We start from the raw sequence: 24,599 nt of genomic DNA, 5'->3' as shown, positions 1-24,599 counted from the left end.
GCGATCTCCTCAGAATACATATCAGTATGGATGAAGATCTCTGAAAGTGAATGGGACTTTTTTCCGGGATACTTACACTGTCAGCGGCATACACAACAAATTTCAGTCAGTAGCCGGTGGTGAAAGGTTAATGTGGCACCAGTTAGACAAAGAGTTGTCGCAAATATGCAAGCTGTTTAAATGATGGGTGTATAGCTGTTGGTAGAAGTGATGGGACACATTTGGGACACAGATGGTTTTAGATGTGCTTTATACCTTTTCAATCTTTTTAATTGTTGGGACGTGAAAGCGTGATTTAATGCGGTATCTAATTGATTAAACAACAAAACTACTGACTTGTAATCAGTAGGTCACCAGTTCGACTCCGGTAGCCGGCACCATATAAAGACCCGTTAACTCTCAACCAGTTAGCGGGTTTTTTCTTTTCTGCATAATAAATAACTAAACTACTTTTATTAGTGTATGGGACATATTCGTGCCATCAATAGTCATGGCCTGCTCAATTCTCCGCACATGTTCAGCAAGATGATTCGGTGTTGCGGATATCCTGTGACGGGACAGGGTGATATAGTTTACAGCGACGAATTTAACTAACTGTGGATTGTGATTATGCTCACCATATATGTTTTGTCTCTTATCGCCGCGTCACCAATAGGTGTGGGGGCTATCCCGCCACTGATGGTATTAATCGCGTTTACCTTTGCATAAATGAAAATGGGCAGCTATGCGGACTCCTGCTGTTTCTTTTGTCGTGGTATTTCCTGATGTTAAACGTCCTGCGTTACCGGAAATATTGCCGTAAACCACAGATCGGCTAATAACAGAACCAGTGCCGGTAATATCCGTTTGGTCATTAATACGTAATAGTCATAATAATCACGCCTCGTTAAATAACGGGGCTTTTTTACGGGAAAGTACTACGGAACAGAAAGATACTAAATTTGAAGAGCTGATTAAGCCACTGATGAAATAGCCGGCAGATAATCCTCATTTGTGCGATTGCATACAGGTAAGCATTTATATACCTCCACGTGGCTACAGTATCAGATTCCGGATAATAAAATGTTGTCATTATTCCGGGGATCGGTATTGCCAGGTTAAAATAACTGTTATATGCAGAAATCAAGGTGTCCGGATCTGTCTGAGTCTGCTCCGGTGAGGCAGGTACAGAAGATTTGTCTGTAATACCATATACATTAATAAAACTGTTGTTTATCACTCGCGCAGAAAGCATAATTTTCATAGTTTCCGTACAGGAATACATACCGTATTTAGTTGGCTTTTCACTGAATGTGCCGGAGTAGAACCAGAGTATATTTTTTATAGGGGGTAGAATGTCTGCGTTTAAAGATATAATGGATTCTATTGATATGGGGATTAATTTTATTCTCGATCCGGAAAAAAGATACCTTGTAATATTTTCACTAATTATTATTATTGGATATAAATATGATTTTTTCGTCGGAGTTTATTACAGAGCAAAAAATAAACGGCTGAATGAATTTTGTGGTTACAGAGATAAAGCTAAAGATACGATGCTGGTTGAATATTTCGACGCTAAAATTGATGAAATGATAAGTAAAAGAACATCAAGGATAGCTAACTATAAAGAAAGAATAATGTTTATTTATATTACTTCCCGTATTGATAAGTGGGAGTATGGTGATATCGTCCTGAGAAATATCATGCAATATATATTGATTGGTGATGTGTTTTATATTGATTTTGTTAAGTATAGAAAAAACAGAAAGAAAAATATTTTAAATGCTATTCTATGGGCGTCGTTAATGGTTTTAACTATAGTATTTTCTATTTTTCTGGTTATGTACCTTAAGGTTGATAGTATATTTGATTTTCGCAACTTATTATCTCTTATACTTATTGGTTGTTTTGAGATTTTAGCACTAAACAATCACGGCAAAATTCATAAGGAAAGTGATATGAAAAAATACAATAACGCTCTGGTGTCTATTGATATTAGTGAACTAAATACTAAATCAGTGATTCTTCCTCTTCATCAACACCGACAATAACAGTAACGACAGGTGTCCCGGGATCAGGTGGGTAGTTGATGATGAATTTTATATTATTAAAGTACTCCGTTAAATAACGGAGCACTTTAATGAGCGAGATATATCCGGTCAATGTGCTTGTTGCTCAGCATAAAATACAGTCCGGAGCACATTAACTACATGTGTAAGAGTATTGTATATAATCATTCTGTTGCAATTGGCGCACATACTCACACCATCTCAGGCGCAACCGGAAATATGGGTAGCGGTTCATTAATTTCAGTCGTCAATGCCTATATCACATTAATGGGCTGGTACAGAACCAAATAATTATACTGTTTTAATAAAGCGTGCGGGGGTACCGGCATAAAGAGAATCAGCGGGGATATCATGGTTGACTACGCTGTTCGCGACAATAATACTGTTATCCCCGATTGTTATGCCGGGAAAAATAACTACCCCTGCACCAATCCAGACATTTTTTCCGATATTAACAGGCAATATGATATTGTCGCTATGTCTTTTTTCCGGAGATACAGGATGACTGACGGTGCTGATAGTGACATTAGGGCCAATCATTGTATTATGATCAATAGTAATTAGTGCATTATCCAGAAAATTACAATTTTCATTAATAAAGACATCACCAATTATCTTAATGTTTCCGAATTCAAAATATACCGGAGATGTAATTGATACAGATTGTTCAGCGATAATGCCTGATTTTAAAAGTATTTTACATCTTTTTTTTCTGGATAATGTTGACGTGTTGAAAAAAATAACGGCTTGGCGGGGAAGAATTTTTTTCTTTAAAGAATACCAGAAATATTTAAGCATAAGTGACTCTTCTGTATACGCATAAAGCAGTTATTGGCCTGTGTTATTATAGCATATCTCTTCCTGTGGTGTTGTTTTTTTTGAAAAAATTTATGGTATATGGTGTTCTTATTGCAATGTTTACAGGTATATAAAATATCTTCATTTAATTTATCAGATATAAATAACTGCAAGTAAAATTAATCAGTGTGCTGAATTTTACAATCAATTATACTTTGAGCGAACAACATCAGTGCTGATAACCTGATGTAGATGATTATTACGAATACACACATAATTATACTTAATCTGTTATATCACCGAATGCGTAATAAGTGAATATCTCTACCGGTGAAAATATAATGCCGGATAAACAGACTGTAATATTTTTCCCGGCAGGTAAGGTACGGAGACAATAACGGCAGTAAAACGTTATAATCAATGTCCGGTATATTGCAGACAAGGATAATGCGTTTATGACTGATAATGATGATATGCGGGAGTGTCCGGAATTTTCTCCTGAAGCCGAAGCTATTGCGCAGTGTAATCAAATCAGGGATATGCTGGTGGCCGCACTGGAGAAACGAAATAAAGAAATGCAGCGCTTACGGAAAAAAACAGAGGAGATTCAGCGTGAATTTCCCGGTGATCTGAAAAAACTCCAGGCACATATGCGGGAAATGAAAGATTCCAACAATGAAGTGATGACGCTGGTCAGAGAATATAATGTCTGGGCTGAACGGGCCGGGCAGGATAAACTGGTACTGGAATGATCCCGGTAGTCTGCTGATATGACAGTGCAGATGCAGACGGGTATTGTATCCGTAAATTCTGCTCCGGTGCCGGGGACTGATCTGCTGTTTATTGTAATACCCCGGTTACGTATTACAGCGTATTTTCCTGCTTTCTTTATCTTTTTTATTCTGTTTTTTTCTCTTTTACCGAAAGCCATAACAGCTGAAACGGAATACAACAGGATATCCGGACGGAGTTACCTGTTATCAGGGCTCAAACTACAGAATTTTTACCGCATGGTTTACCTCAGTAATACGGCAGAGCGGAAAGTATTACTGCAACAAACACCGGATGAAATTATTCTGCAATATGCAGAAAATCGTTTGGCATTATTTAATAATGCGATGGATAAAGATCCTTCCGGGGACTGTGCTTTGGTTTTATTTATCCGGCCGGGCAGGATAACGGAACAACGGTTAAGTTTTTACCCGCAAAAAAGACAGCGCCGGGTTTATCTCAGGCAGAAACTGACGCATTATACATCAGTGTCTTTCTCCGGTTACGCCATACCTATGGTGATTTACTGGATAAAGAGGAAGCCGGAACGCTGGAAAAAGATGCCATACTGGCCTGTGAAATAAAATCAGCGTTGTATCAGAGTATATTACAGCTCAGTCCGCAGGATGCTGCCGGGGTATTACGGTATATCTGGAGCAACGACGGGATATTCTGAGCCATTGCGGAGGAAGAATGCGTCGTTATATTACCTGGCCGGGGATTGTTTTGCTGTTTGCCGGAATAGTACCTGCCGGTCACAGTGCGGATTCGCTGAGTCAGGCTGCTCAGCAGCTTGATCGTCTGGTTCTGTATGACCCGTCTTACGAAAAAATCAGCTATCCGGGCGGGGATGTTTCTCCCCGGAAAGGGGTATGTTCTGATGTGGTGATCCGCAGTTACCGGAAAATCGGCATCGATTTGCAAAAAGAAGTTCATGAAGATATTAAAACGGCATTTTCCCGTTATCCGGGGCGTAAATTGTGGGGACAAACGCGGCCGGATACCAACATTGATCACCGGCGGGTACCTAATCTGATGGTCTTTTTCAGCCGGAAAGGGGAAAGCAAACCGATAACACAAAATGCGGCGGATTATGTGGCCGGTGATATTGTGACCTGGCAGCTGGATAACGGCCGTCCGCATATCGGTATTGTGACAGATGAAATAGCCCCGCGCAGCGGGAACCGGCTGATAATGCATAATATCGGTGGCGGACAGGTCAGTGAGGATGTTCTGTTCAGCTGGAAAATTACCGGACATTACCGGTATAAAGCAGGGTAGTTAAAAAGAGTTATAGATAAAGAGTTATAGATAAAGAGTCATAAATAACGGTAACAGCGATAAAAGAGCCGGCAGAACGCCGGCTCCGGAAATTATTTTTTAACCTGATTTCCGATAAGACCGCCGATTGCCGCACCGCCGACGGTTCCCAGTGCACTGCCGTCGGTCAGGATTGCACCACCGACAGCACCGACACCGGCCCCGATAGCAGTATTCCGGTCACGTTTTGACATATTAGAGCAACCGGCCACAGCAAGCAGCAGGACAGCAGATAAAGTCACTGTGCTTACTCTCTTCATATTCATTTTCATCATGTAAACTCCTGAACAATTGGCGTGTTACAACATAGACCTGTTCGGGAATCGCCTGTATCAGAATAATCGGGAAATACGTAACAGTCCCGGTACATTATCTGACATGCCTTACACCGTCAGTGTTTTAAATGACAGGTGACAATATAAAATACCGTAAGTGGAATTTATGGCATTACTGAGGTGTTCAATCCGGCCGTTATGTTCCGTGATTTCCTCCGCCTCCGCGATACCGGCATCCGCAACGGAAACAGCGGCGTAAGGATGTGTCGGCAGCAGGGCAATCTGTGCATTGTCTTTCAGCAGATACCAGGGAGAGGGTGTGCCGGCTGGTGTTGTTTCATGTTTGCGTAACCGCCAGCCGCCCAGCATCTGCTTATCGGTCAGTTCTTTTAACAGCGGCAGAAGTTCTTCTTCTGCATCACACTGAATGTGTGCTGTGGTAATACGTTCTGTATATGATGACATAGGTTACCTCCGCAAATCAGAAGATACTCGTATTTATAATAACCGGTTAATCTGTAAAAAACAGGAAATATACAACGGTTAATTCCTAATTTTTCTATTTCAGGATGAGTATCAGAATAATATCCCGCCGGATAAGGTAAATTATGATCGGAACATAATCAGGGGAGTGACTGTTATGGAAAACTACGTATATATATCAGTGATCGTTATTGCGGCGGCTTTGATTATTTATACTGTCGTCAGCAGACAGGTACCGTCAAAACAAAAAGTAGTATATGGTTTTGTATTATTTACTGTTGTTCTTGGCTTTTATGACGCCGGACAGAAAAATAATATTGCCCGGCAGGCAGAAGAACAAAAGGATCGTCATAGCATGATGATGGCGGATAATGATCACAAACCGGCGTTATCCGTCAGCACCGGAATGTAATAGTTAATCGTCCGGACTGCGGATTTCGGATTTTCCGGGTTTAATTCTGTCAGATTATCGTGAAATACGTATTCTTCCGTATCAGGGTGATCAGGATTGCGGATGATGTTCAGCTCCGGCAGTAAATTATTATAGATATCGTAGGTAATATCCTGAAAATCAATATCTGAAAAATCACCGGTAAAAATGATCTTCAAATAATGAGCATTGCCCGGTGTATAAATAATATCTTGTGGTGTGGTGCTTTTAAGATAATGTGCCTCAGCGAGTGTGGCGTAATACATTGAGAAGGTATCACCCGCAGATTTACTGACGCCATGTATAGCATAAACTGAATCAGGTAATGCAGTGAGCCGCGGTAAAAAAGGCTGCCAGTAATATTTCCGCAACTGTGGCAGACACATATTCCAGGTGTCGGATGCCGCCTGATAAATATGAGTGGTTCCGGTCAATACTTTTTCCGGTAAGGTTGTCATTTCAACCGATGAGTGCAGTTTTCCGGCATAGCGTTTCGGCAGAACAAATCCGCCCGGCTGCCAGCCGTTTTGTTTACGGTAAGCAGAGGGAGTAATGCCAAAATGCTGTTTGAAGGCCCGGCAAAATGTCTGTTGTGAATCAAAACGGTACTTCATGGATAAATGCATCAGGTTGAGCGGTAACAGACGTAACGCGATGGCCGCACAGGATAAACGCCGGGCGCGGACATAATTTGCCAGGGTGTAACCGGTCTGCTGTTTAAAAATACGCTGAAAATGCCATTTGGAATATCCTGCTTTTCCGGCAACGGCTTCTAATGAAAGATCAGATTCCAGATTATTTTCTATCCAGTTTAAAATTTCATCAACAACACATTCGTTAAACATAGCTTTTCCGTGTATTTCTCAGACGGAAGTATTATATCGGCACAGGTACTGAAAAACAGCTGATTTACAATAACAAATAGATGTCTGGTTTTTACAGCGGATCGGAGGATTATAACTGTATAAATAAACGGTTAATTTTGACTGTAATAAACATGGTTTTATCTGTCCGGCAATGTAAAATACCGCGGATATAATTAACGAGGTGGAATAATGAAAAAATTACTGGCAGTTATCGCGCTCTCTTTCGCACTTACCGCTTGCGGTGATGCAACACTGGATATGTCATCACAGCAGACAGCACAGGAATCCATTGCAAAAATGGAAAAAGATCTGAGCCCGGAGCAATCCCGTGAGCTGAAAAGCGCTATTACTAAAATCAGCTTCCAGGTGGCATTTGCCAGCGGTGGTGATGAAGAAAAAATGATGGCAGCGCTGAAAGAAAAATTACAGGGTAAAACAGCAAAAGAAATTATTGAGATGGCAAAATAAGTATTATCAGACTGCCGGTGCTGATACATCACCGGCAGTACTGTTATACGGTTAACTGTTTCCGGCTGCGTCACGGTGAAATTTAAGACGTGCCCGGAACCACGCGCGCAAACGTTCAGGACGCTGCTGTTCAGTTTCTTTGTCAATCTTCGGCAGTTTCATCTTATCCCGCATGACAAGACCTTTTGTCAGGGTCTCTATTTCATCCTCTTCTTCCTGTGTCATACGCGGTTTTTTCATACTCTCTGACATAAATCCTCCTTTTTTTGCCAGTCTACTGCATTTTTCAGCCGGGTGTGAGACCGTGCTTTTACCCGGGATTATTCCGGCGCTTTATTCTTCTGATAGCGGAAGTATGCCCTGTGCAGATAATGATTTAACAGTTGCCTTAATCACAGTATCAACAGAAATTGATGCCATTTCATGTTCATCTTCGTTCAGCAGTAATTTTGAGGCAAATCCGGAAATAATCTCATGAAGTTCATAATCCTGGTAAGGGCCGGTAAATTGCGGACAGGTACTGACATGCATACTGACACTGGGGATTTTTAACGCAAATGCAAGATGCATGGTTCCGGTGTCATTTGTAACCAGCAGATCAAGATTATTCACTGTCTGTGTTAATTCTTCGATAGTGGTTTTGCCGATCAGCGGTTCAATCCGGCTGTGAAATTCAGGTTCGAGTAAATTGAAAAACTCACCGGACAGATGAATTTCATTCGGTGCGCCGACCAGAACAATATTAAGATCACGGTAACGGGTGAGCAGACAGCGTGCAAGCGCAACAAAATTCGCAACAGGCCAGCGTCGTTCCTCACTGGATGCACCCATCTGAAAACCAACCCGTCTTACTGGTGAGGATACTTTTGTGACTTCACACGGAACACGCATCTCAACACTTTTTTCGGTAAACCGGCAGCCGAGCGGAGTGATCAGGTCAAGGCGAACCTGTACAGAATGGCGGTGTGCAAAACGGGTAGAGTTTGTCAGCCAGCGCTCCATATAAGGATTTGTCGGATGATTACAGCGGAAAACAAATGGTGTGCCGGTCATGATGGCACTCAGGTAATCATACGGATTATGCGAGTGCATAATCAGAATCAGATCCGGTGTTCCGTGCGCTTTTAAATCTCTGACCAGTTTGGTAACAGTATTAACTTTACTGTTCCAGCACACCACATCATCCCAGTCTTTACCAATACCGGTACGAATGTAGGGTGCCATTTTATTGCCGGAAACAACGGTAATTCTGGCATCAGGAAAACGCTTTCTGACTTCATGAATTGCGGGGGTATTCATCAGAAAATCCCCGAGTGCCGTTGTCGAATAAATGACAATATTACGGAAGTCGATTGTCTCCAGCTGTTTAAAGGCCGTAACTGAATGTGAAAAATCACGGCGGCGTGTATAAAGCTGTAAGAATAAATTAACCAATTTATGTTTAAGTTTTTTGGGCATCGTATTTCCTGACAGGCAACAAACAATAACATTGGCGCTAATTTAGCATATTCCGCCGCAAATCCGCGGATTCATTTTCGGGTTATTTCCGGCGGGTGGCGAGCCAGCATAATAATGAACCGCCGGTGACCATCAGCACTCCCTGCCAGAATGCAAAGGAGAGGGCGGTACTGAGTAATAATGAGGAAAAAGCGGTGGAGAGTACCGGGGTAAAATAAGACAGTGTACCTATCAGTGCAACATTCCCGCGCAGTACCGCGATGGTCCAGAGAGCATTCGCGGCACAGGAAAGTGCGGCAGCAGCAATCAGAAAACCTATCGTGGAAACGGAAAACTCAGCAGGCAGAGTGATGCCGTCAACGGCGGTCACCACCCACAGCATCAGGGCCGTGATGATAAAAAACAGCGTAATTCCGTTATTTCCGTCAGCCAGTCTGCGCGATAAATTACTGTAGAATGCCCAGATCACCGCGCCGGCAAATGCAAGGCCGTAACTCAGCGGGTTAAGGGCGACGTTGGCGGCGATGGAGGAAAATGATAACCCGTCCTCCCCGCCGATCACCCGGCTGATACCGAGAACGGCCAGGACCAGACCGGCTATCAGCATCAGGCGCAAACGCTGTCCGCCCATGATCACGGCCAGTCCGACCGTCAGGGACGGCCAGAGATAGTTCACCATACCAAGTTCAATTGCCTGCTGGCGGTTTTGCGAAAAACCCAGAGCCAGAATAAAGCAGATCTCATAGCTGACAAACAGTGCTGTCCCCCAGATCAGATACCGGCGCGGCCAGCGGCGGATGGCAGGGAACCCGGTCACCATCAGTAACATGACGGATCCGAGGGTGTATATCAGAGCTGCCCCGAAAGCCGGTCCGAAATCCTCACTGACCCGTTTGATTAATCCGACAATGGTGCTCCAGAACAAAATAGACAGGATGCCGTAAACGGTGGCAGTGTGTGCGGACAGTTTTCCCATGGAGATCAGCCTGTGATAAATAATTGACAATATATGCGTTAAACTAATAATGATCCCCAAGCATACCGTGATATGACCGCCGGGCAAAGGGAGAGATCCTCATGCCGGACTGATAAGGAGCCTGACAATGGAAGCACAGCAGATACTGAATTTCTGGTTTAATGAAGCAACACCGGAGCAGTGGTTTAAGAAAGACACACAGTTTGATGACCTGATCCGCCGTCGTTTTCTTAAAATATGGGAACAGGCGGCAGCCGGGGAATGTTTCAGCTGGCGGGAGCATATCGGCGGGCGCCTGGCGGAAATTATTGTGCTGGACCAGTTCTCCCGTAACCTCTGGCGCGGGAATGCACAGTCCTTTGCACAGGATCCGATGGCACTGGTGCTGGCTCAGGAGGCGGTGAAAACAGCGGATTATCTGCAATTGCCCCCGGTTCAGCGTAAATTTGTACTGATGCCGTATATGCATTCTGAATCCGCACTGATCCATCAGCAGGCAGAACTGCTGTTTAAAGGACTGGATGAGAGTACGGAAGATTACGAGCGGCGGCACAAAGCGATCATCGACCGCTTCGGCCGTTACCCGCACCGCAATGAGATTCTGGGACGAAACTCCACCCCGGAAGAGGCGGAATTTCTGTTACAGCCCGGTTCGGCGTTCTGATTCACACTCACGGGCGAAATGGGCGGCGATACCGCGCATATCAAAGCCCGTTGGTGTCTGATGCACCCGCAGCCAGAATTGCGGGAGTATCGCGAACAGATGATCAAAAATATCGGACTGAATCTGTTCATAGCTTATCCATGCCGTCACATTGGTGAAAGCGTAGATCTCCACCGGCAGCCCGTCCGGTGTCGGGGCCAGCTGGCGTACCATGGTGGTCATTTTCTTGTGAATATGCGGATTGGCTTTGATATACGCCTCCGCATACGCACGGAATGTCCCGATATTGGTCAGCCGCCGCTGGTTAAGCGGGGTATTCGCTGGTTCCTGCGCGTTGTATTCCGAAATTTCCTGTAATTTGGCATCAATGTAACCGGCGATCAGGGGTGACTCCCGCAGCTGACTGATTTCCTCATCAGTCAGAAAGCGGATGCTGGTGGTGTCGAGATTCATACTGCGTTTAATACGGCGACCGCCGGATGCTGTCATTCCCTGCCAGTTTTTAAAGGAATCGGAGATCAGGGCGTAAGTCGGGATTGTGGTGATCGTGTTATCCCAGTTCTGCACTTTTACAGTGGTCAGTCCGATATCAGTTACCGCACCATCCGCGCCGTATTTCGGCATTTCCAGCCAGTCTCCGACATTGAGCATATCATTGACCGATAACTGAATGCCGGCCACCAGCCCCATAATCGGATCTTTAAAGACCAGCATCAGAACCGCGGTCATGGCACCGAGTCCGCTCAGCAGAATCAGCGGCGATTTACCGATCAGCAGTGAAATAATCAGAATACTGAAAAGTACCGCGACAATCAGTTTCAGACTCTGCATGACACCGCGCAGCGGAAGGCGGCTCAGAGACGGAGTATGACGTGAGAGGCTCTGAAGAATATCCATGACTGAAAACAGCAGCAGCATACCGAACAGCAGACACCATGCCTGCGCACCGGTAGTGAGGATCTCCTGTGCGGCAGAGCCGCGTCCCAGCCAGACCAGCGCCTGGATATTAAAGACGATACCCTGAATCAGGAGTGCAAACCGGTTAAACAGCTTGGTTCGGGTGATGAGCGCGCCCCACGGACGCTGTGAGCCGCCGCTGCGGCGTTCAATATACGGCAGCAGGCCTTTATGCAGGATAAGATGCAGAATAACAGCGATAGCCAGAATAAGAACAATTACGCCGGTAATGGCTGTCCATGAAGCGTAATCATTACTGAGTTCAAATCGTTGTTGCAGCCATAGTCGCAGTTGTTGCTCCATAAAAAATATCTCCTGTGACGTGGTTTTTACAGACTCCTCAGTGAGCAGCAAAATATTAAAATGGGATCACATTGAATACTGTACCATTTTTCAGGTACGGATACTGAAAGGGTATGTAAAGTTGCGATAAAAGCGGAAAAAATGAAAAAAAGGGAAAATGGCGCGGCAAATGATTTGTCCGCGCCACCGGAAGCGGTTAATTATTCTTTTTAAGGACGGAAGCTGCGGCGATCAGCCCGAAAGAGCTGAACAGCAGTTCAATACCGACCAGAGTCGCTATCAGGGAGACAGACACAATCGGGCCGTTACCGACCAGCAGGTAAGCGATAAACAGATCCAGCAGACCGATAATAATGTTCAGCCAGCCGCGTGCCTGTGATATCTGACGCAGACCGGAGCCCAGACGCAGTATCCCGCCCGCAATAAACAGAATGGCGAGCAGAATGGCGAGACTGAGCATCCCGGTAAGCGGTTCGGTCAGGAAGACATAACCCAGAAGAAGATAGGCAACCGCAACCAGAACGGAAAACAGCTTACTGCCGCCGCTGTAAAGCCGGCTGCTGAGTGTCACAAACAACATGGAGAGCCCGTTTATCAGGAGTAGTCCCCCGATGATATAGCTGAGAGTGACACCGGAAATCAGCGGATTCATCAGACAGGCCACACCACCGGCCAGCAGGAGAATGGCGATGATCCACAAATAGCCCCGCTGTTTTTTCAGGGCACCGGCTGTCATATGAGTTAAATTCTGACGGTTAAAATCAAGCATGGTTTTTCCTTAGTAAGCCCGTTGTACCGGCATCAGTGCGTGCCGGAGCAGCCTGATACCGGATGCGGAATATACCCGAAATGATAAACTTCACTTTACATTATTTGCGATAAGTAGGTATTTGTGAATAGCAAATGCGTAAATCAATGCTCAATAATCATCACAGCCGTGGTATCCGGCTCCAGTGCTTTGAAAATATGCGGGACATCACCGGGGTAGGAAATATAGTCGCCGGGCAGGAGAGTGGCGGGCTCATCAAGAGTACCGACGACAGCACTGCCGGTCATCAGGAGGATATGTTCGGTAACCTGTGCCATATGCGGCTCGGAAACACGATCTTTACCGGGCTGCGCCGTGATGGTGTACAGGTCACGCCGGTTAACCGCCGAAGCGGAAGAGAGCAGAAAAGCATGGTAATAGGCATTCTCGGCACTGACCTGAATGCCTTCCCCGCGCCGCAGCACCGTTACCCGGCTTTTCGGGGTTTCAAACAGACTGGCAAACGGGATATTCAGTGCCACGCAGAGTGACCACAGTGTTTCGATTCCCGGATTTCCCTGTGCCGACTCCAGTTGTGACAGTGTGGATTTGGCAATACCGGCACTGCGCGCAACATCGGCGATGGAACGTCCCTGGCGCTGACGCTCTTCAGTCAGCCTGACAGCCATAATCTGCAGGGGCGGGGTGATAGGTGAATCCATAAAATGTACTCTCTGCTGGTTAACGGAAATAACCCGGAATTAACACTTGCGTAATTTAAAGCGTTCGACATAATGAACGTATCGTTCAATTTATAAGTCTATCGCAATGAAATTCGCTATTCCACTCGATAATGCCATGATCCGCAATATTTTGCTGGTTTGTGTGGCTGATTTAATTGTCGGCGTCTCTTACGGGGCGCTGGCACATGCCAGCGGATTCCCGCTCTGGGTACCGCTGACACTGTCCCTAGTTGTGCTGGCAGGGGCGTCAGAGTTTCTGTTTATCGGTGTGGTGGCCGCAGGCGGCAGTCCGGTGTCTGCCGCGCTGGCCGGATTGCTGGTCAATGCCCGTCATGTGCCGTTCAGTCTGGCGGTACATGATCTCGCCGGTACAGGCCCGAAAAAACTGCTGGGCTTTCATATTCTCAATGATGAGAGTGTGGTGTTCGGTCTGGCGGAAAAACAGAAAGATAAGCAAAAAGCCGCCTTCTGGCTGTGCGGGCTGGGAATTTTTCTGTGCTGGCCGCTGGGAACGATTATCGGTGAGTTTCTCGGCACGTTTATTGTGGATACCAAAGCGCTGGGCCTGGATGCGATGTTCCCGGCCATTATCCTTGCATTATGTCTGCCTGCACTGCGTGAAGCGAAAACCCGCCGCGCCGCGTTGCTGGGTGCTGTAGTTGCACTGGCCGCTACACCGTTTTTACCGCCGGGTATCCCGGTACTGTTATCACTGCTGGGGCTGGTTGTCAGCCTGAGGAGAGCATAATGCCGGATACATTATCCATTCTGACGGGGATCGCACTGCTGGCGGTCGGGACGTATGCCATGCGGGCTTCCGGGGCACTGTTCAGCGGGCGCTTCTCAGTGTCGTCACATGTCAAAAATCTGCTCTCAGCAGGCGCGATTGTCATCCTGTTTGCCGTGGCAGTGACCATGACTATTTTCAGCGGGCAGGAATTATCAGACTGGCCGAAAATGGCCGGGGTGGCGGTTGCCGGGTTGCTGACGTGGTATAAAAAACCGTTTCTGGTGATTGTGCTGGCTGCCGCGATTGTGACCGCGCTGCTGCGTTATCTGCTGTCGCTGTGGTAAACAAGGAGATCCGCGCAGGGAAACTGCGCGGATAGTGAGAAGTTATTGTGCCAGCCAGGCGGCGGAGGTGGTGATAGCGGCCATCGGCCGGAGCATCTCCAGGCTTATCTGATGCAGATCTGCTGTCGGGGCGGCACATAAATCTTCCGCCACCGAGACATAAAACCCGCTGTCGTGGGCATAGCGTGCCGTGCTCTGAATCGCCATCACGGTGCTGACACCGGCCAGAACCAGATGCTCAATCCCGGCTTTGCGCAGCCAGATAAGTAAATCATTTCCCGCAAAGGCACTGACGCCTTTTTTCACAAAACAGATATCCTCTTTCTGCACATCGGTACCGTCTGCCCAGTCACAACCGCTGCCGCTCAGTTTCAGGGCGCCAATCTCTTTCGCCCGCTGAAACATCGGTGACCCGGCGGGGATATCATGCCAGTCATCCGCAAACCCGACCCGTACCCATATTACGGGGATCGCCCGCAGCCGTGCCTGACGGGCGGTTTCCCGCGTGGCGGCGATCAGGTGACGGGCTTCTGTCTGTTCATGACAGGCATTGGAAAGCCCGTGTTTGCCGGTAATGTCATTAATAAGGTCGATAATAATCAGTGCCTGTTTCATCCGTCCCTCCTGTTCTGACTGTTTTCAGCATAGCCTTATGTATCAGAACTGTCATGGGATGCGGCGGGAATTTCACGGTTTTCAGCCGGAATATGGATCACAAACCCGATACCGCGCTGTTGTAATCCGTCGGTGACCGATAGATAACCGCCGATTTTTTCCGCCAGATTCTGGGCAATAGCAAGGCCGAGGCCACTGCCGTTTTCACTGCTGCCGGGGACACGGAAAAAACGGGAAAACAGACGATGGCGATGCTGTTCACTGATCCCGTCACCGTTATCACGGATGATAATCTGCACTTCCCCCGGTGTTCCGGTGTTCAGTGAGACTTCCGCCTGACTGCCCGGCGGACAGTATTTCACCGCATTATTTAATATATTGTTGATAATGGAGAACAGTGCCTGTTTATCGCTGACAATAATGCAGCTTTCCGGGCCGTCGAAGGAAAATTCAATATCTTTGCGCAGGGCATAGGGCACCAGCGTAGCAATAGCGTGGCTCAGCGCCTGAGTCAGGTCGATTTTTTCCATTTTCAGCGGATAATCTTCCGTTTCCAGCCGGGCCAGATCAATCAGCTGCCGCGATAATGACACCGCGCGATCCAGACTGATTTCCATATCGGCGGTAATTTCGTTACGTTCCGCCGGGTCATCAATCTGTTTGAGCAGATGAATTTGTGCCAGTACCGCGGCAATCGGTGTGCGCAGTTCATGAGCGGCATCCGCCATAAACTGTTTTTCCCGCAGATTGGCGGCATCCACCCGTTGCATCAGCTGGTTGATGGCATGCAGCACCGGACGCATTTCATTGTACTGATACTTCATACTGATTGGTGTCAGATTGCCCGGATTGCGGGTGGCGATACTGCGGGTGGTTTCACGCAGCGGGCGCAGACTGAGATAGGTGGTGATAATAGTGGATGACAGCATAGTACCGAGAATAAACAGCAGCGGAACGGCGGTACCGGTTGCCGGGTCGCCGATCAGCATATGACGGTCGGTACCGGATTCGCCGATCACCGCAGTGCGCTGCATATCCGGGTCGGTATTATAAGCAAGATACCAGGTTTCACCGTCCTCAGAAAAACGCTCGATTCCGTCCGGTTTCAGCGGAATATGGACATCCGGTTTATTGCTGTACAGGACTTCACCCGTTGTGCTGTGAAGAATGGCGACCAGCGGATCATAATTTTCCTCTTCCAGCCCGCTTTTCATCGCATTGGCGTACATGCTCTCCAGTGCCCGGGTGATTTGCGGAAAGGTGGCGGAATCTGTGGGGGTTTCCCGCAGGGTATCGGACATACCCCGGGCAATAACCATTTGCTGGGCATTAAAATCTTCACTTAAATCCGGCAGGTAAGCGTATTTCAGCCAGGCGATCCAGACGCCCCACAGCAGGAGCATTGAGAACGTCTGGAGGAGAACGGTGTAAACAAAGAATGAGCGGATTCTCACTTATTCGCTGTCCTTTTTCAGCAGATAGCCAATTCCGCGGACCGTAATCACTTTTTCTTTGCCGATTTTACGGCGCAGATTATGGATATGTACTTCCAGGGAGTTACTTTCGATTTTATCGTCCAGCCCGAATAAACGCTGTTCCAGCTCCGGTTTGCGTACCACATTGCCGGTATTACGCATTAATTCGTACAGTAACTGATATTCTTTGCCGGAGAGCAATAATAATTCATCGTTCAGCGTTACCTGATGATTCATCGGGTTAAGGGTAATATTATCCACTTTCCATAATTGTGAGGAAAAACCGGCAATACGGCGGGAAACCGCTTTAACCCGCGAAATTAACTCCGGCAGTTCAACGGGTTTGGAAATAAAATCATCCGCTCCCGAATCAAGGGAATTCACCAGATGATCACGCTGGTTGCGGGCAGTCATAATAATAATCGGGATTTGTTCCCCGTTATTACGCCATTCAACCAGAGAGTCAAAACCATCGCCGTCAGGCAACCCGAGGTCCAGCAGCATCAGGTCAAAGTGCTGTTCTGTCAGCCGCCTGCGGGCGTCGGCCAGCAGACGCAGCCAGCACACCCGGAAACCGGCCAGTTCCAGACCCCGGCACAGTGCTTTGCCTAATTGTAAATCGTCTTCGACTAATAGAATTTGCACGTTTTTTTCTCTCTCTCTGTAAATTCGCTCTGTAAAAGCGGATTTCAGTATAGCATTGACGTTTACTGTGACAACGCAGGCAAATTAATGTGACAAGGGGGCTTAATCTGATCTTAATCCGTCCCGGTTACCGTGATATCCGGCTGATAAAGTCATCTATCAGATGGCCGGCATATTTTTCTGCCTGTTTTTGCAGGAAATAAAAATAAAAAATAGTCCCGAACAGCACCGCCGCATAAATAAATACAGCCCAAATGTACGTCAGGCTATAGTCCAGCAGGGTCAGTGAAAGGTAGCTGATATCGATATTCAGTGACAGGGTATCAATAATCTTCTGTGAAAACAGCAGCAGAGAGAAGAGTAATACCGGCAGGGCGAGTACCCCGGTCAGTATATTGACTTTTTTCCGGCGAGCCGCCAGGGAGGGATAATGTTCATCATGCATATAGGCGGCGATATCCGTGAGCTGATCATCCAGATCATCACGGCAGGCTACCGGTGCATCCTGTTTTTCTATTTGCTGATGCAAAAGGCGTAAAAGCTGACTGTTATCGGTGCTTTTTGCAAAAGCGGTAATAATTCCCATGCGGAACTCCTGAAAGTCGGTATCGGCCGGCTATTATTTAACAATTTTACAGCCGGGTCATGCTGATTTATTAACATTACCTGAATTAAATCATAATCTGTGCCCGGCGGTACAATACAGATGCGTTATAGCGGAAAACACTGTGTTATATATAACGGCAGAACATATTTATCTTTCAGGGATTATTATCCATGTTACGTATCACTGCACTGCTGGAAAATACTAATTCTGACCCGAAACTGGAATCTCACGCCGGTCTGAGTCTGCTGCTGGAGGACGGCGAAACCTCGCTGCTGTTTGATACGGGAGCAGATGATACCTATATCCGTAATGCACAGGCGCTGGGGATTTCACTGTCAGAAATTGATGCGGTGGTGCTGTCGCACGGTCATTATGACCATTTCGGCGGATTAACCCGCACTGAACGGCATAAACTGCCGTCCCCGCTGACGGTGATTGCGCATCCGCACATTTTTGAACCGCGCCGTGCCGCGCTGTGGCTGGGCAGTTACCCGCTGAAATTTAAACGGTTATCCCCCTTGTTCAGTGAGGACACACTGCGCCGTGACTATCAGTTTGTGCTGACCGAAAAACCGTACGCGATTTCATCCCGTTTTTTGTTTGCCGGAGAAATCACCCGGCGGGCCGTGGTGCGCCGTTACGGGGTTTTGCTCAGAAGCGGGGAGGCGGATTATGTCCGGGATGACAGTTTTCTGATCTGGCGCGGGGAGGCGGGGATTGTGATTATCACCGGATGCAGCCATTCCGGGATTGAGTCAGTGATACAGCATGCGCGGGCCCTGACGGATAATGCACCGGTACAGGCGGTGGTCGGCGGACTGCATCTGCGCCGGGCAACACCGGCCGCGTTACGCCGTGCCGCAGAGGCACTTGGCCCGGAAACCCTGGTGTACGGCTGTCACTGTACCGGAGACAGAGGACGTCATGCCCTGAATGCGGATGATTTTAATACCGGGCAGCAGCTGACATTCCGCTGAGTCTGCCCGGCCGGATTATCAGCGGTGCGCTTCCAGGAAACGGACATAGGCATCGGCCCATTTCTGCACAAAAGCACCGGTTTTTTCGCTGAATGTGCCGTCTGCGCTGACCATGCCGTCATACCATTGCAGGTACATTTCCGGCTGGTTGAGGGTCGGCATATTCAGAAATGCCAGCACATTGCGCAGGTGCTGCTGTGCCATCGCCGTACCCATTGCCCCGGCAGAGGTGCCGATCACGGCAGCGGGTTTGCTGTCCCAGCTGTTCTGTCCCCACGGACGGGAGCCCTGATCCAGCGCGTTTTTCAGCACACCGGGGATGGAGCGGTTATACTCCGGCGTGACAAAAATCACACCGTCAGCCTGTGAAATCTGCTGTTTGAATGCCAGTACTTCAGCAGGCGGCTGTGCATCACAGTCCTGATTATAGAGCGGCAGTGAACCGATACTGACAAATTCACACTGAATGTGTGCAGGGAAAAGGGAGACCAGAGCATGCGCCAGCTGACGGTTGTAACTTTGCTCACGCAGCGAACCGACAACAACAGCAACGCGGTATTGTTTCATTGTAACCTCCTGAACCGGTGAAAACCCGGTGATGAATAAAGAATTAAAACAAATGAAAACGTTACTATCATAGTGCGGAATCGCGGAACAGAGAGCAGAATTTAGTAAATTTTTATGACATCACAACAAAAAAACAGATCAGGAGCAGGTATGACTATCCCGCAGGCCCTTAAACGTCCGGTACAGTTCACCGCACACGGTGAAACCCGGACGGATAATTACTACTGGCTGCGGGATGATACCCGCAGTGATCCGCAGGTTGTTCAGTATCTGACGGATGAAAACCGCTATACACAACAGAAACTGAAGGCCGCTGAACCGCTGCGCGAAGCGTTATATGAAGAAATGGTTGCCCGCATGCCGCAGGCCGATGAATCCGCGCCGTACCGTTATAACGGTTATGTGTACCGCACCCGTTTTGAGGCCGGTAAAGAGTATCCGCTGTATGAGCGGCGCAAAATAAACAACGACCAGTGGGAACTGCTGGCGGACGGCAATGTGCGGGCAGAGGGGCTGGCGTATTATGAGCTGGTTTCTCTGGCTGTCAGTGCGGATAACCGCCGTATCGCGATTGCCGAGGACAAAGTCGGCCGCCGTGAATATCAGGTTGCTTACCGTGATCTGACGGATAATGACTGGCAGGAATCGGTGCTGACAGACGTGGCTGACGATCTGGTGTGGTCTGCTGACGGTTCGGTGTTGTTCTATGTCCGTCAGGATCCGCAGACATTGCTGCCGTTCGAGGTATATCGCCACCGTTTCGGCACCGATACCACACAGGATGAACTGGTTTACCGTGAGGAAGATGATCGTTTTTATACCGGGTTATCCCTGTCATCCTCCCGTGACTGGATTTTCATCGGTTGTCACAGCCCGGTCACCTCTGAGGTTCAGCTGGTGAATGCCCATGCGCCGTTACAGCCGCCGGTCTGTTTCTCGCCGCGTCAGGACGGGCGCGAATATCATATTGATCACCTGGACGGGCAGTTTTATATCCGCTCTGACCACGAAAATGAATTGTTTGGCCTCTATCAGACCGATTCCCCGGAGCATCCGTGGCAAACGCTGATTGCACCGCAACCGGATACCGATCTGGAGGATTTCACACTGTTCCGTGACTGGCTGGTATTACAGGAACGGCACGCCGCGCTGCCGCAGATCCGCATTATTCACCGGCAGAGCGGGAAAGAAACACAGGTCGCGTTTGATGACGGTGCTTACTGTGCATGGCTCGGACTGAATCCGGAGCCGGACAGTCAGCTGCTGCGCTACGGCTATACCTCGATGACCACACCGGCGTCGGTGTATGAGCTGGATATGGCCAGCGGAGAACGTACGTTACTGAAACAGGCGCAGGTAAACGGTTTTCAGCGGGATAATTATCACAGTGAACGTATCTGGATCACTGCCCGTGACGGCGTGCAGGTACCGGTTTCGCTGGTCTGGCATAAAGATCACTATCAGCGCGGACCCGATTCACAGGGACACGATTCACTGGGACACAATCCGCTGCTGATTGAAGGCTACGGGGCTTATGGCGCCAGTATGGATCCGGATTTTGACGCCAACCGGCTGAGCCTGCTTGATCGTGGTTTTGTTTATGCTCAGGCGCATATCCGCGGCGGCGGTGAGCTGGGTAAGCGCTGGTACAATGCCGGAAAAATGCAGAATAAAATCAACAGTTTTAATGATTTTGTTGATGTAACACGGGAATTGATTGCCCGGCGTTATGGTGCGAAAGACCGGATCTACGCAACCGGCGGCAGTGCGGGCGGGTTGCTGATGGGAGCAGTGATTAATCAGGCACCGGAGCTGTATCGCGGCATTGTGACACAAGTGCCGTTCGTTGATGCGCTGACCACCATGTCTGATCCGTCCATTCCGCTGACTACCGGTGAATATGACGAGTGGGGCAATCCGGAAAATGAATCAGCTTACCGCGACATCCGCGCCTACAGCCCCTATGACAACATTGAGGCGAAAGCCTATCCGAATATGCTGGTAACCAGCGGCCTGCACGATTCACAGGTACAATACTGGGAGCCGGCAAAGTGGGTGGCAAAACTGCGGGAGATGAAAACGGATGATAATCTGCTGCTGCTCTATACCGATATGGAAGCAGGGCACGGCGGTAAATCGGGACGATTTAACTATTTGTGGGATGTGGCACTCGGTTATGTGTTCCTGCTGATGGTGGATGAACAGCAGGCTTCGTGACACTGTCACTTAATGTGTGACAATGTCACCGGTAAAACCGTATATTACTCAGCGGCTTTTCGTTTACGGGCAGCCGCTTTTTTGTGCACGGCGATAATTTCACTCTCCACACTGCCATCCTGTAACAGGGTGGTGATTTTTTGCCCGACTTTCACCTGGCGGGTTTTGTTCAGCACCTCACCGCTGTCCGTCTGGCTGATACTGAAGCCCCGGCTGAGTGTTGCCAGCGGGCTGACACCTTCGAGCGTTGAACAGAGACGCCCGAAACGCTCACGCTGCTGACTGAGCTGTTCCCGCATAGCGGAGGAGAGACGGAACTGCAACTGCTGAACATGGCGCTGCTGCTGTTGTAACTGCGGACGCGGGTCACGGCGCATCAGACGCTGTTCGGCCTGTGTCAGCTGACGGGATTTTTGTGTCAGCATAAGTTGCCCGGCCTGAATCAGCCGTTGTTCGAGTCGCTGAATCAGCTGTTGCTGCCTCGCCAGACGCAATTGCGGATGCTGTTGCTGCAACCGGTGATGTAACTGACTGAACAACCGCTGTTTTCTGGCAATAAAATAGTCCATCGCCATTTCCAGACGCTGCTGAACAGACTGGATCTGCCGCAGGCGTTCAGTCAGATCACGGCTGACCAGTTCGGCGGCCGCAGACGGCGTTGGTGCCCGCAAGTCTGCGACAAAATCGGCGATAGTGATATCCGTTTCATGGCCGACGGCACTGATCACCGGCAGACGGCTGGCAAAAATCGCCCGTGCCACCCGCTCATCATTGAAACTCCACAAATCTTCCAGTGAGCCGCCGCCGCGCCCGACAATCAGCACATCACATTCATCACGGAGGTTGGCGGTTTCGATAGCACGGACAATCTGGGCCGGTGTATCAGCTCCCTGAACCTGTGCAGGGTAAATAATAACCGGCAGCGACGGATCACGGCGGCGCAGAATATTCAGAATATCGTGCAGGGCGGCACCGGTGGCGGATGTCACCACCCCCACGCAGGTGGCAGGTACCGGCAGCGGTTTTTTCAGACGGGTATCAAATAAACCTTCAGCTTTCAGTTTCTCTTTCAGCAGTTCAAACTGCTGCTGAAGCAGGCCTTCACCGGCAGGCTGCATGGATTCAACAATCAGCTGATAATCCCCGCGCGGCTCATACAGCGTGATCGCGGCGCGTACCAGCACCTGCTGCCCGTTCTGCGGCACAAATGTCACACGGCTGTTATTGCCGCGGAACATCGCTGCCCGCACCTGGGATTTTTCATCTTTCAGGGTAAAATACCAGTGACCGGAAGACGGACGCGAGAAGTTGGAGATCTCCGCGCTGATCCAAATCCGGCCCATTTCCAGCTCGAGTAACTGCCGGACTGTCGTATTTAACCGGGTAACAGTAAAAATTGCGGTATTTTCAGGTAGCAACATGTGAGCCAGATCAAATAATAAAACAATGACTTAATTGTCCGATACTACCGCCTTCTGACAGATTATCAACGAATTTTTAAAAAAAAGGCTAGGCGCAACCGATTACCACCTGTATAATGCCGCGGCAATATTTTATCTTCTTTCAATCCTGCTGCCTGGTGAGATATTGCACATGTTACGTATTAAAAAAGAAGCTTTAACCTTTGATGATGTCCTCTTAGTTCCTGCACACTCCACAGTTCTGCCTAACACGGCCGATTTATCGACACAACTCACCGCGAAGATCCGTCTGAACGTCCCGATGATCTCGGCGGCGATGGATACCGTAACGGAAGCGCGTCTGGCGATTGCCCTTGCCCAGGAAGGCGGTATCGGTTTTATCCACAAAAATATGTCCATCGAGCGTCAGGCCGATGAAGTCCGCCGTGTGAAAAAACACGAAAGCGGCGTGGTTTCTGATCCGCAGACTGTTACCCCGTGCACCACACTGCGTGAAGTTCAGGTTCTGACTGAACAGAACGGTTTCGCCGGTTATCCGGTAGTCACTACTGATAATGAATTAGTCGGTATCATCACCGGCCGTGATGTGCGTTTCGTGACTGACCTGGATCAGCCGGTGACTGCTGTGATGACGCCGAAAGAGCGACTGGTAACTGTCCGCGAAGGCGAAGCCCGTGAAGTGGTTCTGAAGAAAATGCATGAACGCCGCGTAGAAAAAGCGCTGGTGGTGGATGATGCATTCCATCTGCTCGGTATGATCACCGTCAAAGACTTCCAGAAAGCAGAGCGTAAACCAAACGCCTGTAAAGATGAGCATGGCCGTCTGCGTGTCGGTGCGGCTGTCGGTGCCGGTGCCGGTAACGAAGAGCGCGTTGATGCGCTGGTGGCTGCCGGTGTGGACGTTCTGTTAATCGACTCCTCTCACGGCCATTCTGAAGGTGTGTTACAGCGCATCCGTGAAACACGTGAAAAATACCCTGATCTCGAAATCATCGGCGGTAACGTCGCAACAGCCGAAGGTGCGAAAGCCCTGGCGGCCGCTGGTGTCAGTGCGGTGAAAGTGGGTATCGGCCCGGGTTCTATCTGTACCACCCGTATCGTGACCGGCGTGGGTGTACCTCAGTTAACCGCGATTTCTGATGCGGTTGAAGCGCTGGAAGGTACCGGTATCCCGGTTATCGCTGACGGCGGTATCCGTTTCTCCGGTGATATCGCAAAAGCGCTGGCTGCCGGTGCGGCGTGTGTGATGGTTGGTTCGATGTTTGCCGGTACAGAGGAATCTCCGGGCGAAGTGGAACTCTACCAGGGTCGTGCTTACAAATCTTACCGTGGTATGGGTTCACTCGGTGCGATGTCCAAAGGGTCTTCTGACCGTTACTTCCAGACCGATAACGCGGCGGACAAACTGGTGCCGGAAGGTATCGAAGGCCGTGTGGCTTACAAAGGTGTGCTGAAAACTATCGTTCACCAGCAAATGGGCGGCCTGCGCTCTTGCATGGGACTGACCGGTTGTGCAACTATTCACGAACTGAATACTAAAGCAGAGTTTGTCCGTATCAGTGGTGCCGGGATTCAGGAAAGTCACGTTCATGATGTGACGATCACCAAAGAAGCACCAAACTACCGTTCAGGTCTCTGATTCATGCGGCGGTCTGCGGACCGCCAGCCTATAATTGTTTGCTTTTGGAAC

At 48.7% G+C, this 24,599-nt stretch carries 27 protein-coding genes; 11 read left to right on the top strand and 16 right to left on the bottom strand.

Annotated elements, in window-relative coordinates; translation table 11 throughout:
• Positions 1-1,334 precede the first annotated feature (1,334 nt).
• Complete coding sequence (locus R5268_RS05750) at positions 1,335-2,033, top strand: hypothetical protein (RefSeq protein WP_317418931.1); 699 nt, start codon at positions 1,335-1,337, stop codon at positions 2,031-2,033.
• A gap of 309 nt (positions 2,034-2,342) precedes the next feature.
• On the opposite strand, the gene R5268_RS05745 is transcribed toward R5268_RS05750, so the two are convergent.
• Entirely contained in the window at positions 2,343-2,849 is a 507-nt protein-coding gene (locus tag R5268_RS05745; protein ID WP_317418930.1) for a DapH/DapD/GlmU-related protein, read from the bottom strand.
• 455 nt (positions 2,850-3,304) lie between these two features.
• Between R5268_RS05745 and R5268_RS05740 the strand changes: the two genes are divergently transcribed.
• Complete coding sequence (locus R5268_RS05740; protein WP_107679292.1) at positions 3,305-3,601, top strand: hypothetical protein; 297 nt, start codon at positions 3,305-3,307, stop codon at positions 3,599-3,601.
• 712 nt (positions 3,602-4,313) lie between these two features.
• Positions 4,314-4,901, top strand: a complete 588-nt coding sequence (locus R5268_RS05735; RefSeq protein WP_052926071.1) for a DUF1287 domain-containing protein — start codon at positions 4,314-4,316, stop codon at positions 4,899-4,901.
• A 92-nt stretch (positions 4,902-4,993) separates the two neighbouring features.
• Here the strand turns inward: R5268_RS05735 and osmB are convergent, their stop codons facing one another.
• Positions 4,994-5,212, bottom strand: a complete 219-nt coding sequence (osmB, locus tag R5268_RS05730; protein ID WP_046892672.1) for an osmotically-inducible lipoprotein OsmB — start codon at positions 5,210-5,212, stop codon at positions 4,994-4,996.
• Positions 5,213-5,323: 111 nt separating this feature from the next.
• Entirely contained in the window at positions 5,324-5,680 is a 357-nt protein-coding gene (locus tag R5268_RS05725; RefSeq protein ID WP_243846769.1) for a hypothetical protein, read from the bottom strand.
• A gap of 175 nt (positions 5,681-5,855) precedes the next feature.
• Here R5268_RS05725 and R5268_RS05720 point away from each other — a divergent pair, with 175 nt between their 5' ends.
• Positions 5,856-6,110: a hypothetical protein gene (locus tag R5268_RS05720; protein ID WP_218455464.1), complete on the top strand. Its 255-nt coding sequence runs from the start codon at positions 5,856-5,858 to the stop codon at positions 6,108-6,110.
• On the opposite strand, the gene R5268_RS05715 is transcribed toward R5268_RS05720, so the two are convergent.
• Complete coding sequence (locus tag R5268_RS05715) at positions 6,074-6,973, bottom strand: helix-turn-helix domain-containing protein (RefSeq protein ID WP_218455465.1); 900 nt, start codon at positions 6,971-6,973, stop codon at positions 6,074-6,076. The two genes, R5268_RS05720 and R5268_RS05715, sit on opposite strands and share 37 nt — an antisense overlap.
• A gap of 210 nt (positions 6,974-7,183) precedes the next feature.
• Between R5268_RS05715 and R5268_RS05710 the strand changes: the two genes are divergently transcribed.
• Positions 7,184-7,462 carry a DUF6694 family lipoprotein gene (locus tag R5268_RS05710; RefSeq protein WP_046892350.1) on the top strand — a complete coding sequence of 93 codons (279 nt, stop codon included), beginning with the start codon at positions 7,184-7,186 and terminating at the stop codon, positions 7,460-7,462.
• A 51-nt stretch (positions 7,463-7,513) separates the two neighbouring features.
• On the opposite strand, the gene R5268_RS05705 is transcribed toward R5268_RS05710, so the two are convergent.
• The 3 genes from R5268_RS05705 to yddG form a co-directional block, all read right to left on the bottom strand.
• A complete protein-coding gene (locus R5268_RS05705) occupies positions 7,514-7,714 on the bottom strand; it encodes a DNA polymerase III subunit theta (protein WP_182107742.1) in 201 nt (66 codons plus the stop codon).
• 81 nt (positions 7,715-7,795) lie between these two features.
• On the bottom strand, positions 7,796-8,920 hold the full coding sequence (locus R5268_RS05700) for a glycosyltransferase family 9 protein (RefSeq protein ID WP_317418929.1): 1,125 nt from the start codon (positions 8,918-8,920) through the stop codon (positions 7,796-7,798).
• Positions 8,921-9,002: 82 nt separating this feature from the next.
• Positions 9,003-9,896, bottom strand: a complete 894-nt coding sequence (gene yddG / locus R5268_RS05695) for an aromatic amino acid DMT transporter YddG (RefSeq protein WP_282097976.1) — start codon at positions 9,894-9,896, stop codon at positions 9,003-9,005.
• A gap of 127 nt (positions 9,897-10,023) precedes the next feature.
• On the opposite strand from yddG, the gene R5268_RS05690 reads away from it, so the two are divergent.
• Positions 10,024-10,560 (top strand): DUF924 family protein, encoded by a 537-nt coding sequence (locus R5268_RS05690; protein WP_317418928.1) that lies wholly within the window; start codon positions 10,024-10,026, stop codon positions 10,558-10,560.
• On the opposite strand, the gene R5268_RS05685 is transcribed toward R5268_RS05690, so the two are convergent.
• The 3 genes from R5268_RS05685 to R5268_RS05675 all read right to left on the bottom strand — a co-directional run bounded on the left by R5268_RS05685 (position 10,537) and on the right by R5268_RS05675 (position 13,290).
• Positions 10,537-11,820 (bottom strand): mechanosensitive ion channel family protein, encoded by a 1,284-nt coding sequence (locus tag R5268_RS05685; RefSeq protein WP_107679786.1) that lies wholly within the window; start codon positions 11,818-11,820, stop codon positions 10,537-10,539. The genes R5268_RS05690 and R5268_RS05685 overlap by 24 nt on opposite strands.
• A gap of 196 nt (positions 11,821-12,016) precedes the next feature.
• Positions 12,017-12,589 carry an HdeD family acid-resistance protein gene (locus R5268_RS05680; protein ID WP_046892344.1) on the bottom strand — a complete coding sequence of 191 codons (573 nt, stop codon included), beginning with the start codon at positions 12,587-12,589 and terminating at the stop codon, positions 12,017-12,019.
• A gap of 143 nt (positions 12,590-12,732) precedes the next feature.
• Entirely contained in the window at positions 12,733-13,290 is a 558-nt protein-coding gene (locus R5268_RS05675; RefSeq protein ID WP_015422664.1) for a helix-turn-helix domain-containing protein, read from the bottom strand.
• A 106-nt stretch (positions 13,291-13,396) separates the two neighbouring features.
• Between R5268_RS05675 and R5268_RS05670 the strand changes: the two genes are divergently transcribed.
• Together R5268_RS05670 and R5268_RS05665 are read left to right on the top strand one after the other, a co-directional pair.
• On the top strand, positions 13,397-14,059 hold the full coding sequence (locus R5268_RS05670) for an AzlC family ABC transporter permease (RefSeq protein WP_107679788.1): 663 nt from the start codon (positions 13,397-13,399) through the stop codon (positions 14,057-14,059).
• Positions 14,059-14,385: an AzlD domain-containing protein gene (locus R5268_RS05665; RefSeq protein WP_317418927.1), complete on the top strand. Its 327-nt coding sequence runs from the start codon at positions 14,059-14,061 to the stop codon at positions 14,383-14,385. Before R5268_RS05670 ends, R5268_RS05665 begins: the two co-directional genes overlap by 1 nt.
• A 42-nt stretch (positions 14,386-14,427) precedes the next feature.
• Here the strand turns inward: R5268_RS05665 and R5268_RS05660 are convergent, their stop codons facing one another.
• From R5268_RS05660 to R5268_RS05645, 4 genes are all read right to left on the bottom strand, one after another.
• Entirely contained in the window at positions 14,428-15,000 is a 573-nt protein-coding gene (locus R5268_RS05660; protein ID WP_317418926.1) for a cysteine hydrolase, read from the bottom strand.
• Positions 15,001-15,035: 35 nt separating this feature from the next.
• Positions 15,036-16,454 carry an ATP-binding protein gene (locus tag R5268_RS05655; RefSeq protein ID WP_247717345.1) on the bottom strand — a complete coding sequence of 473 codons (1,419 nt, stop codon included), beginning with the start codon at positions 16,452-16,454 and terminating at the stop codon, positions 15,036-15,038.
• Entirely contained in the window at positions 16,455-17,120 is a 666-nt protein-coding gene (locus R5268_RS05650) for a response regulator (protein WP_046892339.1), read from the bottom strand. It abuts the gene before it with no gap.
• Positions 17,121-17,247: 127 nt separating this feature from the next.
• Positions 17,248-17,706 (bottom strand): DUF6097 family protein, encoded by a 459-nt coding sequence (locus R5268_RS05645; RefSeq protein WP_317418925.1) that lies wholly within the window; start codon positions 17,704-17,706, stop codon positions 17,248-17,250.
• Between the two features lie 191 nt (positions 17,707-17,897).
• Between R5268_RS05645 and R5268_RS05640 the strand changes: the two genes are divergently transcribed.
• On the top strand, positions 17,898-18,704 hold the full coding sequence (locus tag R5268_RS05640) for an MBL fold metallo-hydrolase (RefSeq protein WP_317418924.1): 807 nt from the start codon (positions 17,898-17,900) through the stop codon (positions 18,702-18,704).
• 18 nt (positions 18,705-18,722) lie between these two features.
• Here R5268_RS05640 and R5268_RS05635 read toward each other — a convergent pair whose 3' ends face one another.
• Positions 18,723-19,271 (bottom strand): NADPH-dependent FMN reductase, encoded by a 549-nt coding sequence (locus R5268_RS05635; protein WP_218455471.1) that lies wholly within the window; start codon positions 19,269-19,271, stop codon positions 18,723-18,725.
• A 150-nt stretch (positions 19,272-19,421) separates the two neighbouring features.
• Here R5268_RS05635 and R5268_RS05630 point away from each other — a divergent pair, with 150 nt between their 5' ends.
• On the top strand, positions 19,422-21,488 hold the full coding sequence (locus tag R5268_RS05630; protein ID WP_317418923.1) for a S9 family peptidase: 2,067 nt from the start codon (positions 19,422-19,424) through the stop codon (positions 21,486-21,488).
• A 44-nt stretch (positions 21,489-21,532) separates the two neighbouring features.
• Here the strand turns inward: R5268_RS05630 and xseA are convergent, their stop codons facing one another.
• The gene (xseA, locus tag R5268_RS05625) at positions 21,533-22,909 is read right to left on the bottom strand and encodes an exodeoxyribonuclease VII large subunit (RefSeq protein ID WP_317418922.1); all 1,377 of its coding nucleotides are present in this window, start codon (positions 22,907-22,909) and stop codon (positions 21,533-21,535) included.
• 172 nt (positions 22,910-23,081) lie between these two features.
• Between xseA and guaB the strand changes: the two genes are divergently transcribed.
• Entirely contained in the window at positions 23,082-24,548 is a 1,467-nt protein-coding gene (guaB, locus tag R5268_RS05620; protein ID WP_046892333.1) for an IMP dehydrogenase, read from the top strand.
• Positions 24,549-24,599 lie beyond the last annotated feature (51 nt).

Origin of the sequence: Morganella sp. BCCO 40_0007, assembly GCF_032989665.1 — a bacterium.
GTDB classification, from domain to species: Bacteria; Pseudomonadota; Gammaproteobacteria; order Enterobacterales; family Enterobacteriaceae; genus Morganella; species Morganella sibonii.
Note: the sequence above shows the minus strand (reverse complement) of the source record. Positions and strands in the feature narration are given on the sequence as shown.

Bases quoted from the DNA above. Each gene is read 5' to 3' on its own strand.
- R5268_RS05750 (WP_317418931.1), top strand. From the start codon at position 1,335: ATGTCTGCGTTTAAAGATATAATGGATTCTATTGATATGGGGATTAAT.
- R5268_RS05745 (WP_317418930.1), bottom strand. From the start codon at position 2,849: ATGCTTAAATATTTCTGGTATTCTTTAAAGAAAAAAATTCTTCCCCGC.
- R5268_RS05740 (WP_107679292.1), top strand. From the start codon at position 3,305: ATGACTGATAATGATGATATGCGGGAGTGTCCGGAATTTTCTCCTGAA.
- R5268_RS05735 (WP_052926071.1), top strand. From the start codon at position 4,314: ATGCGTCGTTATATTACCTGGCCGGGGATTGTTTTGCTGTTTGCCGGA.
- osmB (WP_046892672.1), bottom strand. From the start codon at position 5,212: ATGAAAATGAATATGAAGAGAGTAAGCACAGTGACTTTATCTGCTGTC.
- R5268_RS05725 (WP_243846769.1), bottom strand. From the start codon at position 5,680: ATGTCATCATATACAGAACGTATTACCACAGCACACATTCAGTGTGAT.
- R5268_RS05720 (WP_218455464.1), top strand. From the start codon at position 5,856: ATGGAAAACTACGTATATATATCAGTGATCGTTATTGCGGCGGCTTTG.
- R5268_RS05715 (WP_218455465.1), bottom strand. From the start codon at position 6,973: ATGTTTAACGAATGTGTTGTTGATGAAATTTTAAACTGGATAGAAAAT.
- R5268_RS05710 (WP_046892350.1), top strand. From the start codon at position 7,184: ATGAAAAAATTACTGGCAGTTATCGCGCTCTCTTTCGCACTTACCGCT.
- R5268_RS05705 (WP_182107742.1), bottom strand. From the start codon at position 7,714: ATGTCAGAGAGTATGAAAAAACCGCGTATGACACAGGAAGAAGAGGAT.
- R5268_RS05700 (WP_317418929.1), bottom strand. From the start codon at position 8,920: ATGCCCAAAAAACTTAAACATAAATTGGTTAATTTATTCTTACAGCTT.
- yddG (WP_282097976.1), bottom strand. From the start codon at position 9,896: ATGGGAAAACTGTCCGCACACACTGCCACCGTTTACGGCATCCTGTCT.
- R5268_RS05690 (WP_317418928.1), top strand. From the start codon at position 10,024: ATGGAAGCACAGCAGATACTGAATTTCTGGTTTAATGAAGCAACACCG.
- R5268_RS05685 (WP_107679786.1), bottom strand. From the start codon at position 11,820: ATGGAGCAACAACTGCGACTATGGCTGCAACAACGATTTGAACTCAGT.
- R5268_RS05680 (WP_046892344.1), bottom strand. From the start codon at position 12,589: ATGCTTGATTTTAACCGTCAGAATTTAACTCATATGACAGCCGGTGCC.
- R5268_RS05675 (WP_015422664.1), bottom strand. From the start codon at position 13,290: ATGGATTCACCTATCACCCCGCCCCTGCAGATTATGGCTGTCAGGCTG.
- R5268_RS05670 (WP_107679788.1), top strand. From the start codon at position 13,397: ATGAAATTCGCTATTCCACTCGATAATGCCATGATCCGCAATATTTTG.
- R5268_RS05665 (WP_317418927.1), top strand. From the start codon at position 14,059: ATGCCGGATACATTATCCATTCTGACGGGGATCGCACTGCTGGCGGTC.
- R5268_RS05660 (WP_317418926.1), bottom strand. From the start codon at position 15,000: ATGAAACAGGCACTGATTATTATCGACCTTATTAATGACATTACCGGC.
- R5268_RS05645 (WP_317418925.1), bottom strand. From the start codon at position 17,706: ATGGGAATTATTACCGCTTTTGCAAAAAGCACCGATAACAGTCAGCTT.
- R5268_RS05640 (WP_317418924.1), top strand. From the start codon at position 17,898: ATGTTACGTATCACTGCACTGCTGGAAAATACTAATTCTGACCCGAAA.
- R5268_RS05635 (WP_218455471.1), bottom strand. From the start codon at position 19,271: ATGAAACAATACCGCGTTGCTGTTGTTGTCGGTTCGCTGCGTGAGCAA.
- R5268_RS05630 (WP_317418923.1), top strand. From the start codon at position 19,422: ATGACTATCCCGCAGGCCCTTAAACGTCCGGTACAGTTCACCGCACAC.
- xseA (WP_317418922.1), bottom strand. From the start codon at position 22,909: ATGTTGCTACCTGAAAATACCGCAATTTTTACTGTTACCCGGTTAAAT.
- guaB (WP_046892333.1), top strand. From the start codon at position 23,082: ATGTTACGTATTAAAAAAGAAGCTTTAACCTTTGATGATGTCCTCTTA.